Genomic DNA, 20027 nt, shown 5'->3' on the forward strand with positions numbered 1-20027 from the left:
TGAAATAGCGTCTGTTTTTGCTGCTAAATAGCATATTCAGTCCCTAATTCACCGCAACTTGTTGGTGGTGGCTTACTGGTAGCGTAGGCATTCCACCGGGTCGAGCTTTGCTGCACGGCGAGCGGGGTAGAAGCCAAAGATTACGCCGATGCCGACCGATACGGCAAACGCGATCAATACTGTTGTAATGGAGAAGCTTGGCGTGATCGTCCCGGTAGCTCCAAACTCGCTCATGATGCCCGAGCTTGCGGCAAAGAACGTGAGTCCCCATGCCAGCAGATAGCCAATCAGGACACCCAACAGTCCGCCGGTGACGCACAGCGCCGAGGACTCGGCCAAAAACTGCGCGGTGATATCGCGACGACTTGCGCCCAGGGCACGGCGAATGCCGATCTCACGGATGCGCTCAGTCACGTTGGTGAGCATCATATTCATAATGCCGATACCGCCGACAAGCAGCGAGATGCTGGCGACAGCGCCCATGATGAGCGAGAACGCGCCCATAAAGGAGTTGAGTGCATCGATGGCGCTTTTCATGGAGGTCGCCGATACACTGTCGTACTCGTCCTCCTCCTCGATGCCCTTCATCGCGCGCACCTTGGACTCGATGGTTTTGCAGAGCTCATCCATGTCTGTGCCCTCGGCGGCAAGAGCCGTCACGCTGGGGAATGAAGGATTTTCGTCGCCAAACAGGCCTGAGATGGTTTCGCGCGGCATATACAGCGTGAGCGAGCCCATGGAGTCGTTGCCGCCATCAATCACACCTACAATCTGCACCTCGCCGTTGGACACCTTGATGGTTTTCCCCAGCGCATCCTGTTCGTTGCCGTAAAGCTGATCGGCGCCGCCGCGGCTGATGAGCGCCACGCGCGAGCCTGATTGGGACTCGGCCTGGGAATAGGTGCGCCCCGCAACGAGCTTGCTGGCCCCCACGGCGTCGAGCATGTCGCTATCGACACCCTGTGCCATGACGGTATAGCTTTTATCGCCGGTCTTGTACTCGGTGTACGCGCTGTCGACAATGCCGATCTGCTCTATCTGCGGCACCAGTTTTTGAAGCTTCTCGATGTCCGACTCGGTGATTTCTTGCGACGAATAGATTTGCACCATGCGTGCCGCATTGAGGCCCAGACTGTTGACCAGGCTGTTTTGGATGCCGCCGATGAGCGACGTCATGGCGATAACCGAGGCGATGCCGATGACAATGCCCAGGATGGTGAGCAGGCTGCGCCCCTTGTTGGCTTCGAGCGAGTGAAGGGCTTCCTGGATGAGATCGCGGGCGTTCATGCCACCACTCCTTTCGGCGGGTTGGCGGAGGCGGAAATCATGGGCAGGTTATCTACAGCGCTGCGTAGGGTCCGCGGTGCATGTGGAATATACGCGCCGTCGTGAATGCGACCGTCGCGGATGGTCACGGCACGGTCAGCCTCGGCGGCGATGCCGGGGTCATGTGTGATAAGCACGATGGTTTTGCCGCGCTTCTGGAGCTTATGGAAGGTCTCCATCACAAGCGCTCCAGTAGCGGAGTCCAGGTTTCCCGTTGGCTCATCGGCTAGGATGATGGGCGGGTCATTGACGAGGGCACGCGCGATTGCGACGCGCTGCATCTGGCCGCCCGAGAGCTCGGATATGCGGTGGTCCCAGTGGTCGACCGGTAGCGTGACGGCCTGCAGCGCGTGCACGGCGCGCATTTTGCGCTGGCTACGGGGCACATTGGTGTAGGCCAGCGGCAGCATGACGTTTTCGATAACCGACAGGCGCGGCAGCAGGTTGAAGCTCTGAAAGACAAAGCCAATGCTCAGAGCGCGAACTTCGGTGAGCTCGTCATCGTCAAGCTCGGCCACGTTGAGCCCTTGCAGGTAATAGTCGCCCGCCGTCGGCTTATCCAGACAGCCTAGGATGTTCATGAGCGTTGATTTTCCCGAGCCCGAGGGGCCGGTAATGGCGACGAACTCGCCGGGATCTACCGCCAGGCTCACGTTATGCAGGATGTGGGCGCAACCTGCCTCGCTCTCAAAGATGCGGTGCACGTTGCGGATGTCGATAACGGGACGCATTACATGCCCTCGTCGGCAGACATACTGCCCGAATCCGCGCCGTAGCCGCCGTCAGCCGTTGCGTCCGCTCCGGTGTCCATGACGAGGGTGTCGCCATCGCGCAGCTTGGTAACCGGCACGTTGGGATTGATCTCGTTGCCCTGGTCGTCGCGCTTGACCTGTGTCTTGCCGACTACGGCTTCGTTGTCGTTTTGCGTCACGACGGTCACCTTCACGCGACGGGTTTGCTTGCCCTCGTCATCAGTCGCCACGTTGACGTAATAGTGTTCGCCGTCTTCGGTCATGAGTGCCATCGTCGGCACCATTACCACGTCGTCGAGCTGCTCGGTCACCACCGATACCTCGGCCGTCATGCCCGGCTTCAGGCGCGCGTCGGGCGCCTCGATGAGAATGTCGACGTTAAAGGTTACGCTGCCGCCGCCTCCGTTGGCGGCGTCGGAGTTTGCCACCGACGCGATAGCCGTGACGGTGCCCTGGCTCACGATATCGGGAAACGCGGGATACGTGACGTTGGCGCTCTGCCCAACAGCGATCTTGGCGATGTCCTTTTCGCCCACCTGCACGGTCACCTTCATCTTAGATAGGTCGGCGATCTGCATGCACTGCTTGCCGCCACTCGTATCGCTTTCGCCCATGATCATGCCGCCTGTTACCGTGGCGCCCACTTTGGCATTGAGCTCCACGATGCTACCCGAGCTCGGGGCCGTGACCGTGCGACTGGAGGCCTTGGCGTTCGCCTGGTCGAGGTTTGCCTGGGCTGATGCGAGGCTGCGCTGCGCGGCCGATACGGCGTTCGTGTCCGCTGATGCGGCGGAGACGCCAGCCGCTGCGGAAGCTCCCTCGACGTCCGTCGTTGGGGTGGCCTGCGCGGCAGCTGCGGCTTTCTGCGCGTTGGCGAGGTCTTCCTGAGCGGCTGCAACTGCACGTTGCGCCTCGGCAACGTTGCGATCGAGCTCGTCGTTTTTAATGGTCATAAGCACGTCGCCCTCGTTGACGGATTGGCCTGCCTGCACGTTGATAGAATCGACCGTGCCGTCGACAGAAGGGGAGACCACTGAGGACGAAATGGGTTTGAGCTGGCCTTTTGCCTCGACCGTTGTGGTAAACGTGCCCTCGGTCACCATGTCGGTCACCGGCCCGTTGTTGCCTGCGGGCCGTGCGTTGATGGCTAAGGTCACGACAACGGCGATGAGCACAATGGCGGCCACGACGCCGGCCGCAATGCCGCGTCGGATGAGCTTTTTGCGTCGACGTTCGGCACGTTTTGCCTTGAGCTTGGCATATGCCTCTTCATCGGAAATCTCGGCCGTATCGTTCGTGCGTCTGTTCTGCTTATCGGCATGTACGTTTGTAATCAGAGGAATCGTTTCGGTGGCACCTTCGGGCGTGTTCTCGTTATCATCCGGGCCCGGGGTGATGGTGGGGACATTCGGCATAGCGTCTCCTTTATAGAAAGAACCTCGATAATTATATGCGCCCACCGGTTGGGGCGGGCGCATGGGACGGTTTCTTTCGGAACTGTTAGATTGGTCGCAGCAGCTCCATGTTGTAGGAATGCGCGCGTTGCACTACGAGTGGACAACCACGCACAGGCCGACTTTGATGCAATCGTGCAGTGCCTTTGCATCGGCCAGGCGCAGGTTGATGCAGCCGTGGCTGCCGCACCACTTGTACGACTCGGCATTATCAAAGCTCTTGTCGTTTTGCCAGGTGGCATCGTGGAAGCCGATCATATTGCCCTCGAACGGCATCCAGTAGCTCACCGGGCTCTCGTATTTGGGCTTACCGGTCTCGGGGTCCTTGGCTCCGATCAGGGTGCTGCCGCCGTCGTTGCTGTTGATCTGCCACACGCCCTCGGGGGTGGCGTCTTCGCCCGGTTTGCCGGAAATAAAGTTGGCCTCCCACACGATATTGGCGTTCTCGTCATAGTAGCGCGCGTGCTGCTCGGACAGGTCGACGTCGATGTATGCCTTCCAGTCGGGCTCTCCCTTTGCGGTAAAGGTGTCGGCCTTCTGGGAGTACTTGATCTCGATCTCGCCGGTCTGCTTGTTGTTAATAGCGTCTTCGACCTGCTTGGCGAGCGAGCTGCTGTCGATGGACCAACCAAAGTCACCGCCTTCGACGGCGCACTGCTTGCCATCGGCGCGCGTCCACCAGCGAGTGGAGCCCACGGTATTAAAGCCGTTGGCGAGCTCGGCTGCCCAGCTACTGATCTGCGACGTATCGAGCGTGGGGTTGGCCGGATCGGCAAAGCTGATCCACTGCAACACGGAGCTGCCATCAACCTTTCCGGCATCCTCGCCGTTGAGTTTAAGGGTCACGTTGACGCCCAGGAAGTTGTTGGCGGCATCACATGCAGCCTGAATCTGATCATCGGTCAGCGTTCCATTGAGCGGCTCATAGGCATCGTTGCCAAGCTTGGAAAGATCTACGGTTTCGGCCAGCGAGGCAAGCTCGAGCTCGGCATATTTAATGGCATGCTCGCGGTTGAGTTTTTCGTTGGAGCGCGCCTTCTCGACGGTAAACTTGCCGGCCTGTTCGTCATAGGAGCTATTGGCCTCGAACGTGCCCGAACGGCCCTCGTTAAACTCGTTGATGGCGGCGCCCAGATCCTTCTCAAACTTCTTTTGGTCAAAGGTGTCGGAGAGCATGGACAGGTCGACGTCTTGATCAAGATCGACTTCGTTGGAGGTAGCGGTTGTTTTGGTCTTGCCGCTTAAGGATTCCACAAGGCGGACCGGCCAAATAAAGGCTTCGTTGTGGTTGATGATCTCTTTTGCGGCAGCTTCGCCATCGACGATGGGTTCATCGGACTCGGGCTGATAGGTCCAGCTAAAGTCATCGCCTGTCACGGCGAGCTTATAGTGCTTCCATGCCGAATTGACCTTGGTGGCGGCAGACGAAGCGTTGGAGAACGAGACGTCGACGCCGGCGATGGTGGTGTTGGGGTAGGCTACCTGCGAAAATGCTACGACGCCTACGATATAGACAATGACGATTAGACCCAGGACGACAAAGAGCGTCGTCTTTTTGCCCGACTTATTGTTCTCGGCGGGTTTGCGCGCGGGGCCACGATCGCCTCGAGCGTGCGTGTGGGGCTGCTTGGGCGCATTGCCGTTTGCCTGGCGCTGCTGACGTTGTTGACGCTGCTGTCGCTGTTGGTTCGGGCGTTGGGAAGCGTTTGCTGCACTACGCTGCTGACCGTGGCTCGGCGTGATAGGACGCGGCGACTGAACGCCGCCGGTGTGCCTGCTCGGCTGCTGCGGATCGGGAATCAGTTGAGTTCGATCGTTTTGCGACATCGTATGCATATCCTTCGATTTTCGCCTTGCGGTTCATCGTGTTTTTACTGGGCTTGCATTATAGCGATTGCCCTGCTGTTTGTGGTACGGAAACGGTGGCATTCGAAAGAGCTGGGACAAATGTCCCACCTTTGAGTCGTTCTTAGTCGCTATCCGCACACACCGCATTTTGCACAGGCCGAAAGTGCGGCCGGAGCCTGCGCGATGCCGCCCTTTGCCGTCTCGCGCAGCGTGGCTGGCAACGCGTGGCCCACCGAGAGCATTACATGTGCCATCTGGTCAAACGGCACCAAGCTCTTAATGCCTGCGAGGGCGAGTTGTGCCGAGCTAAAGGCCGCTGCTACGCCGATGGCGTTGCGGTTTTGGCAGGGCACCTCCACGAGGCCACCGACGGGGTCACAAACGAGGCCCAGCAGGTTACTCAGCGCGATGGAACTGGCGTCGAGCGCCTGCTCGGGCGTGCCGCCGAGCATCTGCACCAGCGCGGCGGCTGCCATGGCGGCGGCGCTTCCCACCTCGGCCTGGCATCCGCCCTCGGCGCCGGCGACGCAGGCGCTCGTGGTGAGGTTGAGGCCGATGGCGGCTGCGCAGTAGAGCGCGTCCATGACCTGCTCGTCGTCGAGCTGCAGGCGATCGGCGAGTGCAAGCACGCAGCCGGGCACAACACCCGCTGAGCCTGCCGTGGGGGCGGCGACGATCACGCCCATGGTGGCGGAGCGTTCGAGCACGGCCATCGCGCGGGCCACGGCATCGGTCTGAACGGGGCCCATCAGGCTTGCGCTCAAATCGTTGCGGCCGGTGGCTTCGACAAGCTTGGCCTCGCCGCCGATAAGCCCGCCGAGCGAACGCTGCGGATTGGCGATGGGGGCCGTGGTCTCCTCGCGCATGACGTCGAGCACGCGGCGCATGGCAGCGACGGCGTGGGCCTCGCCGGTCAGACGCGCCTCGCGAACGGCCATGACGGCGCCGATGCTGAGCCCCAGTTCCTCACACGCATCGAGCAACTGCTCGCCGTCGTCGAAGATTTCCTTGGCCGAGACGCCGGGGGAGAGCGACGAGGCAGAACCGGGGAGTTCGATAAACGTTGCGTAATCGACATTGTCGAGCTTGCGCAGCATGGGGACGACGGTGTCGTCGGGCGCGCCGTCGGTCTCAAAGACGGAGTAGGCCTGGCCGCCCACTTCGGTGCGGTAGGTGCGGCAGAAGGCGATGTTTACATGGGCGTAGGCGAGCAGGTTGGTGAGCGCGGCGAGTACACCGGGGACGTCCTTGTGCGCCACGAAGAGCGTGGAATACATGCCCGAGATGTCGACGCCGACGCCGTTAATGCGGCTGATGCGCATCTTGCCGCCGCCCAGGCTCTCGCCGCGGACCTGTGCCGTGGCGCCCGTGTCGTCGACCATGTCAATGTCGACGGTGTTGGGGTGGATGGACGCGTCGTCGCCCTTGATGTCAAAGTGATATTCGAGGCCCTGCTCGCGTGCGAGGTCGAAGGCCTGCTTGATGTTCTCGTCATCGGTGTCGAGGCCCAGTATGCCCGCGACGAGCGCACGGTCGGTGCCGTGGCCGCGGTAGGTGTGGGCGAAGGAGTTCCACAGGCCAAAGGTGACCTTGGTGATGCGACCTTCCAACAGGCTGGCGGCAACTTGGGCGCAGCGGAGGGCGCCGGCGGTGTGCGATGAGCTGGGGCCGACCATGACGGGGCCCAAGATCTCGAATGCCGAGGTCGTAGCTAGTGTTTGCGGCTTGCCTGCCATGGATGCTCCTTATCTATCCCGTCGTCCCGAGGGGCGGGGCATACTCTGTCCCGCCGTTCCGAGGGCTTTAGTATTTGGTCGCCTGCTCGGACAGTCCTGCTCGCACGGAGGCCACATTAAGTGGCCTCCGGCTCGTGCGGAACTCGCGATCGACCAAATACTAAAGCCCTCGGAACTTAGGATACATGGTTGGAGTCGCTCTGCTGCAAAATTTATAGGCCTGTGATTTATTCCATGTCCCAGGTAGGCTCATCTTCACCACCTTTAAATAAAAAAGAAGTACCGGTTGGGGCCGGTACTTCTTTTGGTGCGTTGTTATTTGGCTGTAGCTTTTCGAGTTAGCTTACAGGCCGCAGGCTGCTTTGAGTTCTTCGACTCGGTCGGTTTTCTCCCAGGTGAAGTCGGGGTCTTCGCGGCCGAAGTGACCGTAGGCTGCCGTCTTTTCGTAGATGGGGCGACGCAGGTCTAGGTCGCGGATGATGGCACCTGGGCGCAGGTCGAAGGTCTTCTCTACGGCCTCGACGATCTTGTCCTCGGCAACATGCGCGGTACCGAAGGTGTCGACCATGATTGAGAGGGGCTTGGAAACGCCGATGGCGTAGGCAAGCTCGACTTCGCAGCGGTCGGCCAGACCGGCGGCGACCACGTTCTTGGCGACCCAGCGCGCGGCATACGCGGCGGAGCGGTCAACCTTGGTGCAGTCCTTTCCGCTAAAGGCACCGCCGCCGTGACGACCGTAGCCGCCGTAGGTGTCGACGATGATCTTGCGGCCGGTGAGGCCCGTGTCGCCCATGGGGCCGCCCACGACAAAGCGACCGGTGGGGTTCACGTAGATGTCCGCGTTATCCCACGGCATGTTCTCAGCGGCCATGACCGGGGTGATGACGTGCTCGATGAGGTCGGCCTTGATCTTGCCCATGTCCTCGATCTCGGCAGCGTGCTGCGTGGAGATGACGATGGTCGTGACCTCGACGGGCTTGCCTTCCTCGTAGCGCACGGTGACCTGGGTCTTGCCGTCGGGACGCAGATAGGGCAGGGTACCGTCGTGGCGCACGGCGGCCAGGCGCTCGGCCAGGCGGCTTGCCAGGTAGTGCGGCATGGGCATGAGGGTCTTGGTCTCGTTGGAGGCATATCCGAACATCATGCCCTGGTCGCCGGCACCGATCAGGTCGATCGGGTCGGTGGTAGCGCCGGTCTGGGTCTCGAAGGACTCGTCAACGCCTTGGGCGATATCGGGCGACTGCTCGTGGATGAGGCTCATGACGCCGCAGGTGTCGCAGTCAAAACCGAACTTGGCACGGTTGTAGCCAATGCGGCGGATAACGCCACGGGCGATTTCCTGAACGTCTACGTAGGCCTGGGTGCGAATCTCGCCGGCGACGATGACGGTGCCGGTGGTCACGAGGGTCTCGCAGGCGCAGCGGACGTTCTCCACGTTGGCAGGCACGCCGTTGGGGGCGATGTAGCCCTGCTCCTGGAGCTCTATTTCTTTGGCGAGGATTGCGTCGAGGACGGCGTCGCTGATCTGGTCAGCGATCTTATCGGGATGACCTTCGGTCACCGACTCCGACGTAAAAACAAAGGACCCGTGTTGGGGCGGGATGGAACGAAGTTCTTCTGACATGATTGTCCTTTCAAAAACGTGTCCCGGCGACCGTTACCATTCCGCCGGGCTCTCTATGCAAGGGCACATCATAGCGCGTAAATCAAACATTCACACCCTTTCCGCACCTACTCATTGGGGACAGACATAAATGACCAGCCTTGCCTAAGTGCCGACAGGTTGTCCAAAGAATGGTCATTTAAGTCTGTCCCCAATGAGTAGGTCGGTGCCCTTTGTGCGGAGGTTGCTTTGATGCTTTATACTGGTGCGGTTAGACATCCATCCTGCAATCGAGGAGATTTCCATGGCATCAGACGTTCGCGTCCGCTTTGCACCCTCACCGACGGGCAAGCTGCACATCGGCGGCGCCCGCACCGCTATCTATAACTGGGCTTTCGCCCGCGCAAACGGCGGCACGTTCATCCTGCGCATCGACGACACCGACCCCACCCGCTCCACCGACGAGAACACGCAGATCATCCTGCGCGCCATGCGTTGGCTGGGCCTGGACTGGGACGAGGGTCCCGAGGTGGGCGGCGACTTTGGCCCCTACGCCCAGACCGAGCGCCTGGACCTGTACAAGCAGGCCGCCCAGAAGCTTTGGGACGAGGGCAAGGCCTATCCCTGCTTCTGCACCAAGGAGCAGCTCGACGCCGACCGCAAGGCCGCGCAGGAGCGCAAGGACCCCTTCCAGGGCTATCAGCGCCGTTGCCGCGATCTTGATCCCGAAGAGGCCCGCCGCCGCATCGAGGCCGGCGAGTCCTACGTCCTGCGCATCAAGGTGCCCGAGGACCGCGGCGACGTCGTCATCCACGACGCCGTCCACGGCGAGGTAACCTTCGACGCCAAGGAGCTCGACGACTTTGTCATCTTCCGCTCCGACGGCACGCCCACGTACAACTTCGCGACCGTCGTCGACGACGCCATGATGAAGATCACCCATGTCATCCGCGGCGACGACCACCTGTCCAACACCCCGCGCCAGGTCATGGTCTACGAGGCCCTCGGCGCGCCCGTGCCCACGTTCGCCCACATCTCCATGATCCTGGGCGCCGACGGCAAAAAGCTCTCCAAGCGCCACGGCGCCACCTCGGTGGAGGAGTATCGCGACGCCGGCTACCTGTCCGACGCCTTCGTCAACTACCTGGCGCTGCTCGGCTGGTCGCTCGACGGCGAGACCACCATCATCCCGCGCGATGTCCTGGCAAGCAAGTTCTCGCTCGACCGCATCTCCAAGAACCCGGCGACCTTCGACCCCAAGAAGCTCGACTGGGTCAATGCCGAGTACATCAACGGCATGTCCGATGCTCAGTTTGCCGACGAGATCATGGTTCCCGAGCTGCACGAGGCGGGTCTTATCGAGGGTAATGTCGAGTACGGCGAGGACTGGATCGACGCACTTGCCGCCATCGTCAAGCCGCGCACCAAGATGCCGGCCGACGCCGTGACCGTCGCCGCTCCCATCTTTGCCACGGCCGAGACGCTCGAGTATGACGAGAAGTCCGTCAACAAGGGCCTGGCCAAGGAGGGCATGGGTGCCATTCTGGACGCCGCCAAGGCCGCGCTCGAGGGTGTTACCGAGTGGACGGCCGCCAACATCGACGCCGCACTTGAGCCGCTGCCCGAACAGATGGACCTTAAGAAGCGCGTGGTGTTCCAGGCCGTGCGCGTCGCCGTCTGCGGCAATATGGTGAGCCCTCCGCTGGGCGAGACCATGGCGCTCGTCGGTCGCGACGACTGCCTGGCGCGCATCGACCGCGCCCGCACGATGGCGCTGTAATCGCTGCGCAAACGTATGTATCCGAGCCCCGTTCACCCCGAGCGGGGCTCTTGTTTCTGTAGACGTATGGGATGGGAGGTACAGGGACCATGGCCGAGCAACTGTCGCTGTTTGGTTCACCTGAACCTGAGCAGGCTCCCGTAAAGGACGGCCGCACGGTCGAGCAGGCCAAGCCCGAGCCTGCACCTGAGCCCATCGCCGCCTATGCGAGCGTGGTTCTCGACATCCCGACGCGTGCGCTGTCCGAGCCGTTTGCTTATGGCATTCCTCAACTCCTTGCCGACGAGGCGCAGATCGGATCCACGGTCCTGGTCCACTTTGGTAACCGTGCTGCCGCGGGCTACATCGTCGACATTGCGTTTGAGCTGGGCGACCTGCAAGGCAACAACGCCCTCGATCCCGCGCGTATCAAGCCTCTCGAGGCTATCCTCAGCAAGCCACTCTTTACCGCAGAGGCCGCCCGTATCGCACGCTGGATGAGCCGCGAGTATGTCGCGACGCTTTCCGAGTGCCTGCGCCTGTTCTTGCCACCGGGTGGAAGCCCGCGCGTGGTCAAGGGCGATGACGGCGTGTGGACGGTTGAGCGCCCCGCCGTCAAGCCTATCCAAAACCGTTGGGTCATGCTCACACCCGAGGGCTTCGACTATACGCCTCCCAAGACGGCGGTCCGCCAGCGTCAGCTCATCGAGGCGCTCCAGTGCGGACCGGTCACGACGCGCGACCTCAACCTGCTTTATAACAGCATGTCGGCGACCATCAAGGCGCTCGAAAAACGCGGAGTTGTGCTGGTGGAGGAGCGCCGAGCCTGGCGTGGCTGCTGCGAGCGGACCACGCTGTCCTCGGCAAGCGGCAAGGCGCCGGTCGCGCTCACGAACGGCCAGCAGCAGGCGCTTGCGCAAATTGAGCGCGCCTGCCTTGACGCCCACGGCGACGTGGTTCTTGTCGACGGCGTCACCGGATCTGGTAAAACCGAGGTCTACCTCTCTGCCATCGAGCGCGTGCTCGCGGCCGGCCGCTCGGCGTGCGTGCTTGTGCCCGAGATCTCGTTGACGGCCCAAACCGTCGGTCGCTTCCGCTCGCGCTTTGGCGAGACGGTTGCCGTGTTCCATTCGCGCCTTTCGGCTGGCGAGCGCCTGGACCAGTGGGATATGGTCGCCAGCGGTGCGGCCCGCGTGGTTGTCGGCGCCCGCTCGGCGCTCTTTTGCCCGCTCAGCGACTTGGGCCTCATCATCATCGACGAGGAGCACGAGACCAGTTACAAGCAGGGTTCCAGCCCGCGCTACCACGCGCGCGAGGTGGCGGCCGAGATGGCGCGACGCTACCGCTGCCCGCTCGTGTTGGGCTCCGCCACGCCTTCTGCCGAGGCCCTCGACCGTTGCCGCCGTGGCACGTATAACGGTGCCACCTGGACGCGCGTCGAGATGCCCGAGCGCCCGGGACACGCCGTGCTGCCGACAGTCCGCATTGCCGACCTGCGCCGCGAGTTCTCGCACGGCAGCCGCTCTATGTTCTCAAAACCGCTGATGGAAGGCCTGGAGCGCGTGGTTGAGCGCCGCGAAAAGGCCGTGCTGTTGCACAACCGCCGTGGCTTTGCGCCGTTCCTGATGTGCCGCGAGTGCGGCTGCGTCCCCACCTGCAACCACTGCTCCACCGCGCTTACGTATCACGAGCGCACGCACGCGCTGCAGTGTCACACATGCGGTTCGTCTTGGCGCGTGCAGCCCTATCCCGCGCCCACGAGCCGTTGCCCCAAGTGCGGCAGCCGCTATCTGGCAAAAATGGGTCTAGGTACGCAGCAAATCGAGGACGCACTGCACCAGATGCTTCCCGAGGACGTCGCCATTATTCGCATGGATGCCGATTCCACGCGCGGCAAGGATGCGCACAAAAAGCTGCTCGAGCAGTTCGATGCGGCCGATTGCGCCGTGTTGCTGGGCACCCAAATGATCGCAAAGGGTCTCGATTTTCCCGAGGTCACGCTGGTAGGCGTGGTCAATGCCGACTTCGCCCTCAAGCTGCCCGACTTTCGCGCAGGGGAGCGCGCCTACGATCTGCTGGAGCAAGTCGCCGGCCGTGCCGGTCGTGGTGATCGCCCCGGCGAGGTCGTCATCCAGACCTACCTGCCCGAGGACCCGGTCATCCGCGCCGTCGCTGAGCATGACCGTTCGATCTTTACCGACTACGACCTGGATCAGCGCCGCGACGCGGTGTACCCGCCGTTTGTTCGCCTGGTCAACATCTTGGTGTGGTCGGCGAACCGAGACGACGCGCAGGACTACATCGCGCGCATCGCAAAGCTCCTCAAGCGCCGCTGGCATGCTGCCGCGCCAGACTTTTTGCGGGCGGGGAGTGCCGTGCCGCAGGTGCTGGGCCCGGCTTCATGTGTAATCGAGAGAGCCAAGGACCGTTACCGCTTCCATCTGCTTGTGAAGTCGCCTGTGGGGTACCATGTCTCTGATGATATCGACGCCTGCCTCAAAGAGGCGGGCTCCATGCGCGGCGTGAGCGTGAGCGTTGACGTCGATGCCTATGATTTGATGTAACAACCCGAAAGGATGGCCATGGAAGCCAACGGAATCGTACTGTCGCCCGACCCTCGTCTGCGCCAGGAGTGCGCCGTCATCGAGGAGATCACCCCGGCGATCGAGGCGCTTGCCGAGAAGATGAAGAAGATGATGTTCGAGAACGGCGGCTGCGGCCTGGCTGCCCCGCAGATTGGCGAGCTCATTCAGCTCGTCACCATCGACTGCGGCTACAGCGACAAGAGCGACTACGACCCGTACGTGCTCATTAACCCCGTGATCGTGGAGCAGAGCGACCATCTGGTGCCCTTTAGCGAGGGCTGCCTGTCCATCCCCGGCATTAGCTGCGAGATTGAGCGTCCTGACCATGTCGTTGTCGAGGCGTACGACTTGGACGCCAACCTGATTCGCTACGAGGCCTCGGGCGACCTGTTCTGCGTGTGCCTGCAGCATGAGATCGATCACCTGCACGGCAACACCATGTTCGAGCGACTGAACCCAATGCAGAGGCTCAAGGCAGTCAAGGAGTACCAGGACGCGCTGGCCCGCGGCGCTCGACCGGGCGAGACTGAATAGGTTAATTGTCCGTCCCTGGGATGGGGCCCACACATATCATCCCGTGCTCAAACATTCTCGCTTTGCTGCGAAACTGCGCGCGGGACGATATGTGTGGGCCCCATCCCAGGGACTACGTTGTCGCTCTCCTTTTCGCCCGGGTGCCGTCGGGCCAGGGATGGGCGTCTTCGCTGATAATTGCTTTGTTGGAAGAGCTGCTTTTATTGCGGCTCTTTCTTTGGTTTTGGGTATATTTGTTCTTGTTGAATTGTTATTGCGGATGGGCTGGTGACTTGGCTTTCCGCTGTTATTTGTAGCCGTCTCGGCTTTGGTTGAGGGGAGACGTTCTTTATGCGTATTGTGTTTATGGGTACGCCTGATTTTGCTGTGCCTTCGTTGACTTCGCTCGTCGAGGCTGGGAATGAGATTGCGCTTGTTGTTACTCGTCCTGATGCTGTTCGCGGGCGTGGTAAGAAGCTTGTGCCGTCTCCTGTTAAGGCCAAGGCGCTCGAGCTTGGCCTGCCGGTTGTTGAGGCTAATCGTATGACGCCTGAGGTTGTTGAGACGCTTCAGGCTGCCCAGGCTGACATTTTCTGTGTGGCTGCTTATGGCTGCATTTTGCCCGATGAGGTGCTGCATATGGCACCGCTCGGCATTGTGAATGTTCATGCTTCGCTGCTGCCTCGTTGGCGTGGGGCTGCTCCTATTCAGCGTGCGATTCTCGCTGGTGACGAGGTTGCTGGCGTTTCCATTATGCGCATCGGGCATGGCGTGGATACTGGTGCTTATTGTGCTCAGGCTTCCACGTCGGTTGCCGGTAAGCATGCCGAGGCACTGACCATGGAGCTTGCTGAGCTTGGCGGCAAACTGCTTGCCGATACGCTTCCTTTGCTTGCCGATGGTACCGCCGTGTGGACTGAACAGGATGAGTCGCTCGTCACTCACGCCGCCAAGATTTCTAAGCAGAAGATGCGTCTGGATCCTCAGATGGCGGTGCTTGATTGCGTGCGTCATGTGCTTGCCTCGTCCGATACCGCGCCTGCCCGTTGTGTGATTGCCGGCAAGTCAGTTCGCGTGCTCGATGCTGAGCCGGCTGATGTGTCGCTTGGCGAAGGCGCTGTTGCCGTCAAGGACAAGCGTGTATACCTGGGACTTTCCGATGGTGCAGTTGAGCTGCTCGAGGTTAAGCCCGATGGCAAGCGTGCTATGGCTGCTTCTGCCTGGGCTGCCGGCCTGCAGGGTGCCGATCTTACGTGGGGTGTTCTTTCATGAGTAAGCTGTCTCCCGCGCGCAAGCTCGCGCTTGATGTTTTGATGGAGGCCGATCGCCGCGGCATGTACGCGCGCGACGTGCTCTCGTCCCGTGCTTCGGCCAAAGCCATTGACCAGCGCGATTCTGCTTTTGCCGCTCGTTTGGCACTTGGCGTTGCGGCCACCCAGGGCATTTTGGATGAGCTGCTCGACCAGTTTCTCGATAAGCCAAAAAAGGTCGCTCCTCGTGTGCGCATGGCACTTCGTATCTCGGCCTTCGAGATGCTCTATCTGCATACGCCGGGTCGCGTTGCCGTAAGTCAGGGCGTTGAGCTGGTTCGCTGCGGAGCTAAATCGGCCGCCGGTTTGGCCAATGCCGTGCTGCATAAGGTTGCGGACAACGTCGAGGATTTTGGCGCCGCCGCGGATGCCGATGAGTCCGAACGTCGTCTTGTTCGCCTGTCGCGCCTGATGGGTCTGCCGCGTTGGCTTTGTGCTCGCATTATGGCATCGTTCGACACACCCGAGGGCGCGCTCAACTTTGCCGGCAACTTGGCACCTGCGCCGCTCGCTTTGCACGAGAACGCCTTTGCGACCAAACCCGACCCGTATATCTCGCAGCTTGTTGCGCCCGTGTTCCCGGGCTGCCATGCACCGGTCGATGCGCAGGTCACGGTTGCGTCCGGCGTGTTTGAGCGCGCTGCTGCCGTTGCCTCGGACCTTAACGCCCAGCTCATCGCTACCGCGGCGACCCGTCCCGGGCACTGCCTGGAGATTGGTGCCGGTCGCGGAACCAAGACCTATGTGATGATGTGTCAGGCCAAACGTGCTGGGTACGAGCACCAGCATACCGCGCTCGACCTGCATGATCGTAAATGTGATCAGAATCTCGCGCGCCTGCACAAGGCTGATATTAAGGGTGTTCGCACGGTCTCGGGCGATGCCTGCGAGCTCGACGAGGTGCTGACGTCTTTTGATGCCATGCTTGGCAAACCTGCCCTGTTCGATACAGTTTTTATCGATGCCCCGTGCTCGGGTACAGGGACCATGCGTCGTCATCCCGAGATTCCGTGGCGTCTGACCGAAAACGATGTGACGGTTGAGCTGCCCAAGTTGCAGTTGACGATGCTCAAGGAAGCCGCCGCGCGCGTGGCTGTGGGCGGTGAACTCATGTACGCGACGTGCTCGGTGTTTGATGAAGAGAACACGCAGGTTGTGGATGCCTTCTTGGCCTCTCCCGAGGGTGCAGGCTTTACCGTGGCGCCGCTTTCCGATGCACAGATTCTGCAACTGCCCGATTTCGCGCAGGCCAAGAAGTTGGTAGCCGTCCGCCAAAACGACCGAGGCCTCTTCCAAAGCGTGCCGGTAAACGCGGATTCCTACGACGGCCACTTCTGCGCCAGACTGGTCCGCAACTCATAGAGCTACTCATAGCGCAAAGAAATAGCCCCGCGATCGGGCTTGATCGCGGGGCCGCTTGTCACTAGTGGCTATGCGGACAGTTGGCGCAGCAGCCGCTGGTGGCGCTGGTGCTGGAGCCGCCGCTTCGCTGGTCGGTGTTGTAGAAACCGCTGCCTTCGAACTTAATACCGCTGGCCGAAAACGTCTTGGCGGCTGGGGCACCGCAGCTGGGGCACACGACCTCGGGACTCTCGGACATGGGGTGCTCAACCTCAAACACGTTGCCGCAGCTCGAGCACTTGTAATCGTAGCGTGCCATAATACTTCCTTTTCAGCACAAAGCGGGCAGATCGCTCTGCCCGCAAAAATTCAAACGTCTGTAACTGTACCCTATATCGGGCGTTTTATCACGCCTCGCCCCAGAATCTATGGGTGTTGCGCAGGAGCTGCGCAGTTTTGCCCTCGGCGGCCGCAACGTCGGCCTCGTCAGCCTGCCAGGTCCAGTTGCCCGTGGCCACGCCCGGTACGTTCATGCGCGCGTCGTCGCCAAGCCCCAGGAGATCCTGCAGCGGCATCATCACCAGGGGAGCGTCGCTTGCCAGCGCGTCGCCCATTAGCTTGGCCGCCACCTCAACGCCACTCGGCTCATCGCCGCCCGCAAAGGAATGCGTGCACCAACCGGCCAGCGTCGACGTATCGTGCGTCGAGGTGTACAGAATCTTGCCAGGCGTGGGATGCACACCGCAACGAACGTCGTAATCGCTGAACTCCAGCACGTCCATGCCAGGGAAGCCACAGGTCGAAGCCATCGCGCGAACACCGGGCGTCAAATAGCCTAGGTCCTCGGCGATAAAGTTAAGCGGACCCAGCTCGTCGTAGGCGGTCTGGAACAGGTCCTTGCCCGGGCCAGCCAGCCAGCGGCCGTCGGCACAGGCCTTGCCGGCAGGGATGCTAAAGTAGCTGTGGAAGCCCAGGAAGTGATCCAGGCGTACGCGGTCGTAGAGCGAAAACGCACGACGCAGGCGATCCATCCACCAGCTATAGCCGTTTTCCTTCATGTGATCCCAGCGGAAGGTGGGGTTTCCCCACACCTGGCCCTCGGGCGCAAAGTTGTCGGGCGGCGCGCCCGAAATCTCAATCGCCTTACCGGTGTCGGACAGCCAGAAGTTTTCGGGCTCGCTCCACGCGTCGGCCGAATCGTCGGACACGTACATGGGAATATCGCCGATAACCTCGATGCCCTTCTTGTGCGCGTAGTTCATGAGCTCGCACCAAGCCAGGTCAAAGCGGTACTGCATGTACGCCTGAAGCTCGGCCTCGTCGTGGAAGCGCTTGTCGTCGATCAGATGCTCGTTGTAGCGCGCGACATCCGCCGGCCAATCGTGCCGCGACTCGCCCTCAAAGTACTTCTTAACGGCCATGTAGACGCAGTACTTCTCGAGCCAATCGGCATTGCGATGTTTAAACGCGGTGTACAGCGGATCGGCATCCTCGCCGCCGCGGGTCTTCCAGACGGCGAAGTCGGCGGCCAGCTCCTCGTGGCTCTCGGGCAGTAGGTCGATATTGCCCGCAAAAGCCGAGGGCCCGGCATAGGGGGAGCGGAAGAAATCCGTCGGGTTGACGGGCAGGACCTGCCAGTAGCGCATGCCCATGGCGGCCAGATGGTCGATAAAGCGACGCGTGGGTGCGCCGATCGTACCCGGCTTGCCATCGTCAGTCGGTACCGAGGTGATGTGGCAAACGACGCCCGCGCCGTGATCGAGCGGCTCTTGCAGACGCTGCTCGGCGTGGTGATAGATGATCGATGACCCCAGCGGATACAAATCGAGCGTGACGGTACCGTTGTGGATTTCGCACTCGTGGCCGCTGATCACGTCGCTCGCACATTCGCCGAGCGCCGGAATCGTCACACAGTGCGAATTGCGCAGGCTGCGGTTGATGATAACCGTCGCGGCTTCACCGTCTTTACCGGTGCGCGTATAGGCGAGTACCTCGTCGTTGAGCGCGAAGGCCTTGATCTCGCCGTCAACCATAAACGGCAGGGCGCGGCGCACGGCCGAGGCGTTTTTAAGGATGGCGAGTGTATCGAAGTCGTGCAGGTCTTCCTTTAAAGGCAGCGTGCGGCGATTGCCCGGATCCGTCAGGCCCTCAAGGCCGTACTCGTCGCCATAGTAAATCGAGGGCACGCCGGGGAACGTCATCTGCATGAGCGTTGCAAGCCAAAAACGGCTTTTGGCCAGGCCCATTGAGTTTTCGTCCAGGCGCCACTTGCTGCGCTCGCACTCGGGTAGCTGTGACTCGTCGGGGCCGCCGCCGAGCACCGAGATGATACGCGGACGGTCGTGGCTCGACAGCAGGTTGAGTGCGCAGGACAGGGCCTCGCGAGGATAATTCTCGCGCAGGGTTTCGATATCCTCGGCTGCCTGGTAGGCGTTCTTATAGCCCATCAAAAAGCCGATGACCATGTCGCGGAAGGGATAATCCATAGCCGAGTCAAGCTCGGATCCCTGCAGGTAACGACGCAGGTGGCCATAGCTGATCTTGTTGGAGGCGTCTTCCCAGACCTCGCCGAGCAGCAGTGCGTCGGGCTTCTCGGCGAGTACGGCCTTTTTGATCTCGGCCAGGAAGTCGTCAGAAAGCTCGTCGGCCACATCTAGGCGCCAGCCGTGAGCGCCGGCGCGCAGCCATTTGCGTATGATACCGTCCTTCCCCAGGAGTCGCTCGCGCACCAGCTCGGAGCTCTCATTGATGGCGGGCATATTGCCCACGCCCCACCAGCAGTCGTACGAGCCGTCCTCGTGGAAATAGAACGCATCGCGCCACGGCGAATCTTCGCTTTGCCATGCGCCCACGCCGGGGTAGTTACCGTAGCGGTTGAAGTAGATCGAATCGTCGCCCGTGTGGTTGAACACACCGTCCAGGATGATGGAAATGCCGAGCTTCTCGGCCGCCTCGCACAGCTCCGTAAAGTCCTGCTCGGTGCCCAGAATCGGGTCGATCTTGCTGTAATCGGCCGTGTCGTAGCGGTGGTTGCTCGCGGCTTCGAAAATGGGGTTGAGGTAGATGGCTGTAAAGCCCAGCTCGGCGATACGAGGCAGGTCTTCTTGGATGCCCTTGAGCGATCCGCCGTAAAAGTCCCAGGTTTTGATGGAGCCGTCCTCGGCGCGCTCGTATACGGGCGGTTCGTTCCAGTCCTCGATCATGCGGCGTTGGATTCCGTTGCGCGGCTTTTCGACCTGAGCCAGCGTGCGCTCGCGCCAGTGCTCGTCGCGGGCGTAGCGATCGGGGAAGATCTGGTAGACCATGCCGTGCTCGTACCACTCGGGTCGAACTTCGCGGTGCTTGTAGACGGTGACCTGGAACGACGGCACCTCGGCGTAGTCGTAGGTTACGCCCTCGCCGCCGGTGCGGCCCTGCGGTGCACCCAGGCGAACCTCGGGCTGGCCCTCGATATTGCAGATAAAGCTGTACCAGATAAGACAAGGCTCGGCGCACTCGATCTCTACGGTAAATATGCCGTCGCCTTCGTGCGTCATGGGATATCGAGATTCGCCGATCTCATCGACCCAGGTGCGCAGCGTAAGCGTTGCCTGCGCTGGATCGGCATCCTCCAGAATCACGGAGAGTGAAAGGATAGTTCCAGTGGTCACAGCGCCAAACGGAGTGCGAAACTGCGGTAGACGGCTGTTGTGTATCAATCTCATAGTACGGTCCAGTTCAATAGAATCATGGCCTGCGGGCCATGGCTTTACGCACAGGATGTAAGTATATCTGTTGTACACAGGCTGTATAAACAACAT

General features: G+C 61.2%; 13 protein-coding genes. 5 read left to right on the forward strand and 8 right to left on the reverse strand.

The genetic code is table 11. From position 1 onward, the window contains the following. Positions 1-72: 72 nt before the first annotated feature. The 6 genes from AAAX34_RS07870 to metK all read right to left on the reverse strand — a co-directional run bounded on the left by AAAX34_RS07870 (position 73) and on the right by metK (position 8740). Complete coding sequence (locus AAAX34_RS07870) at positions 73-1287, reverse strand: ABC transporter permease (protein WP_349110733.1); 1215 nt, start codon at positions 1285-1287, stop codon at positions 73-75. Beyond that, positions 1284-2057 (reverse strand): ABC transporter ATP-binding protein, encoded by a 774-nt coding sequence (locus AAAX34_RS07875; protein ID WP_349110735.1) that lies wholly within the window; start codon positions 2055-2057, stop codon positions 1284-1286. Before AAAX34_RS07875 ends, AAAX34_RS07870 begins: the two co-directional genes overlap by 4 nt. After that, the gene (locus tag AAAX34_RS07880; RefSeq protein ID WP_349110736.1) at positions 2057-3493 is read right to left on the reverse strand and encodes an efflux RND transporter periplasmic adaptor subunit; all 1437 of its coding nucleotides are present in this window, start codon (positions 3491-3493) and stop codon (positions 2057-2059) included. The genes AAAX34_RS07875 and AAAX34_RS07880 overlap by 1 nt, the downstream gene beginning before the upstream one ends. A 132-nt stretch (positions 3494-3625) precedes the next feature. Further along, entirely contained in the window at positions 3626-5359 is a 1734-nt protein-coding gene (locus tag AAAX34_RS07885; RefSeq protein WP_349110738.1) for a L,D-transpeptidase, read from the reverse strand. Positions 5360-5508: 149 nt separating this feature from the next. Beyond that, on the reverse strand, positions 5509-7116 hold the full coding sequence (gene sdaAA, locus AAAX34_RS07890; protein WP_343000813.1) for an L-serine ammonia-lyase, iron-sulfur-dependent, subunit alpha: 1608 nt from the start codon (positions 7114-7116) through the stop codon (positions 5509-5511). Between the two features lie 343 nt (positions 7117-7459). Beyond that, positions 7460-8740, reverse strand: coding sequence for a methionine adenosyltransferase (gene metK, locus AAAX34_RS07895; protein ID WP_349110740.1), 1281 nt, complete (start codon positions 8738-8740; stop codon positions 7460-7462). 283 nt (positions 8741-9023) lie between these two features. On the opposite strand from metK, the gene gltX reads away from it, so the two are divergent. The 5 genes from gltX to AAAX34_RS07920 all read left to right on the forward strand — a co-directional run bounded on the left by gltX (position 9024) and on the right by AAAX34_RS07920 (position 16248). Further along, positions 9024-10499 carry a glutamate--tRNA ligase gene (gene gltX, locus AAAX34_RS07900; RefSeq protein ID WP_117746308.1) on the forward strand — a complete coding sequence of 492 codons (1476 nt, stop codon included), beginning with the start codon at positions 9024-9026 and terminating at the stop codon, positions 10497-10499. Between the two features lie 89 nt (positions 10500-10588). After that, complete coding sequence (gene priA, locus AAAX34_RS07905; protein WP_349110741.1) at positions 10589-13042, forward strand: primosomal protein N'; 2454 nt, start codon at positions 10589-10591, stop codon at positions 13040-13042. 18 nt (positions 13043-13060) lie between these two features. Continuing rightward, entirely contained in the window at positions 13061-13597 is a 537-nt protein-coding gene (gene def / locus AAAX34_RS07910) for a peptide deformylase (protein WP_349110742.1), read from the forward strand. Between the two features lie 330 nt (positions 13598-13927). Continuing rightward, a complete protein-coding gene (fmt, locus tag AAAX34_RS07915; protein ID WP_349110744.1) occupies positions 13928-14848 on the forward strand; it encodes a methionyl-tRNA formyltransferase in 921 nt (306 codons plus the stop codon). Further along, entirely contained in the window at positions 14845-16248 is a 1404-nt protein-coding gene (locus tag AAAX34_RS07920; protein WP_349110745.1) for a transcription antitermination factor NusB, read from the forward strand. The genes fmt and AAAX34_RS07920 overlap by 4 nt, the downstream gene beginning before the upstream one ends. Before the next feature lie 61 nt (positions 16249-16309). On the opposite strand, the gene AAAX34_RS07925 is transcribed toward AAAX34_RS07920, so the two are convergent. Next, positions 16310-16546, reverse strand: a complete 237-nt coding sequence (locus tag AAAX34_RS07925) for an FmdB family zinc ribbon protein (protein WP_099431722.1) — start codon at positions 16544-16546, stop codon at positions 16310-16312. An 88-nt stretch (positions 16547-16634) separates the two neighbouring features. Further along, positions 16635-19931 carry a 4-alpha-glucanotransferase gene (locus AAAX34_RS07930; protein ID WP_349110747.1) on the reverse strand — a complete coding sequence of 1099 codons (3297 nt, stop codon included), beginning with the start codon at positions 19929-19931 and terminating at the stop codon, positions 16635-16637. Positions 19932-20027: the final 96 nt, after the last annotated feature.

This window comes from Collinsella sp. CLA-ER-H4 (assembly GCF_040092395.1).
Classification (GTDB): Bacteria; Actinomycetota; Coriobacteriia; order Coriobacteriales; family Coriobacteriaceae; genus Collinsella.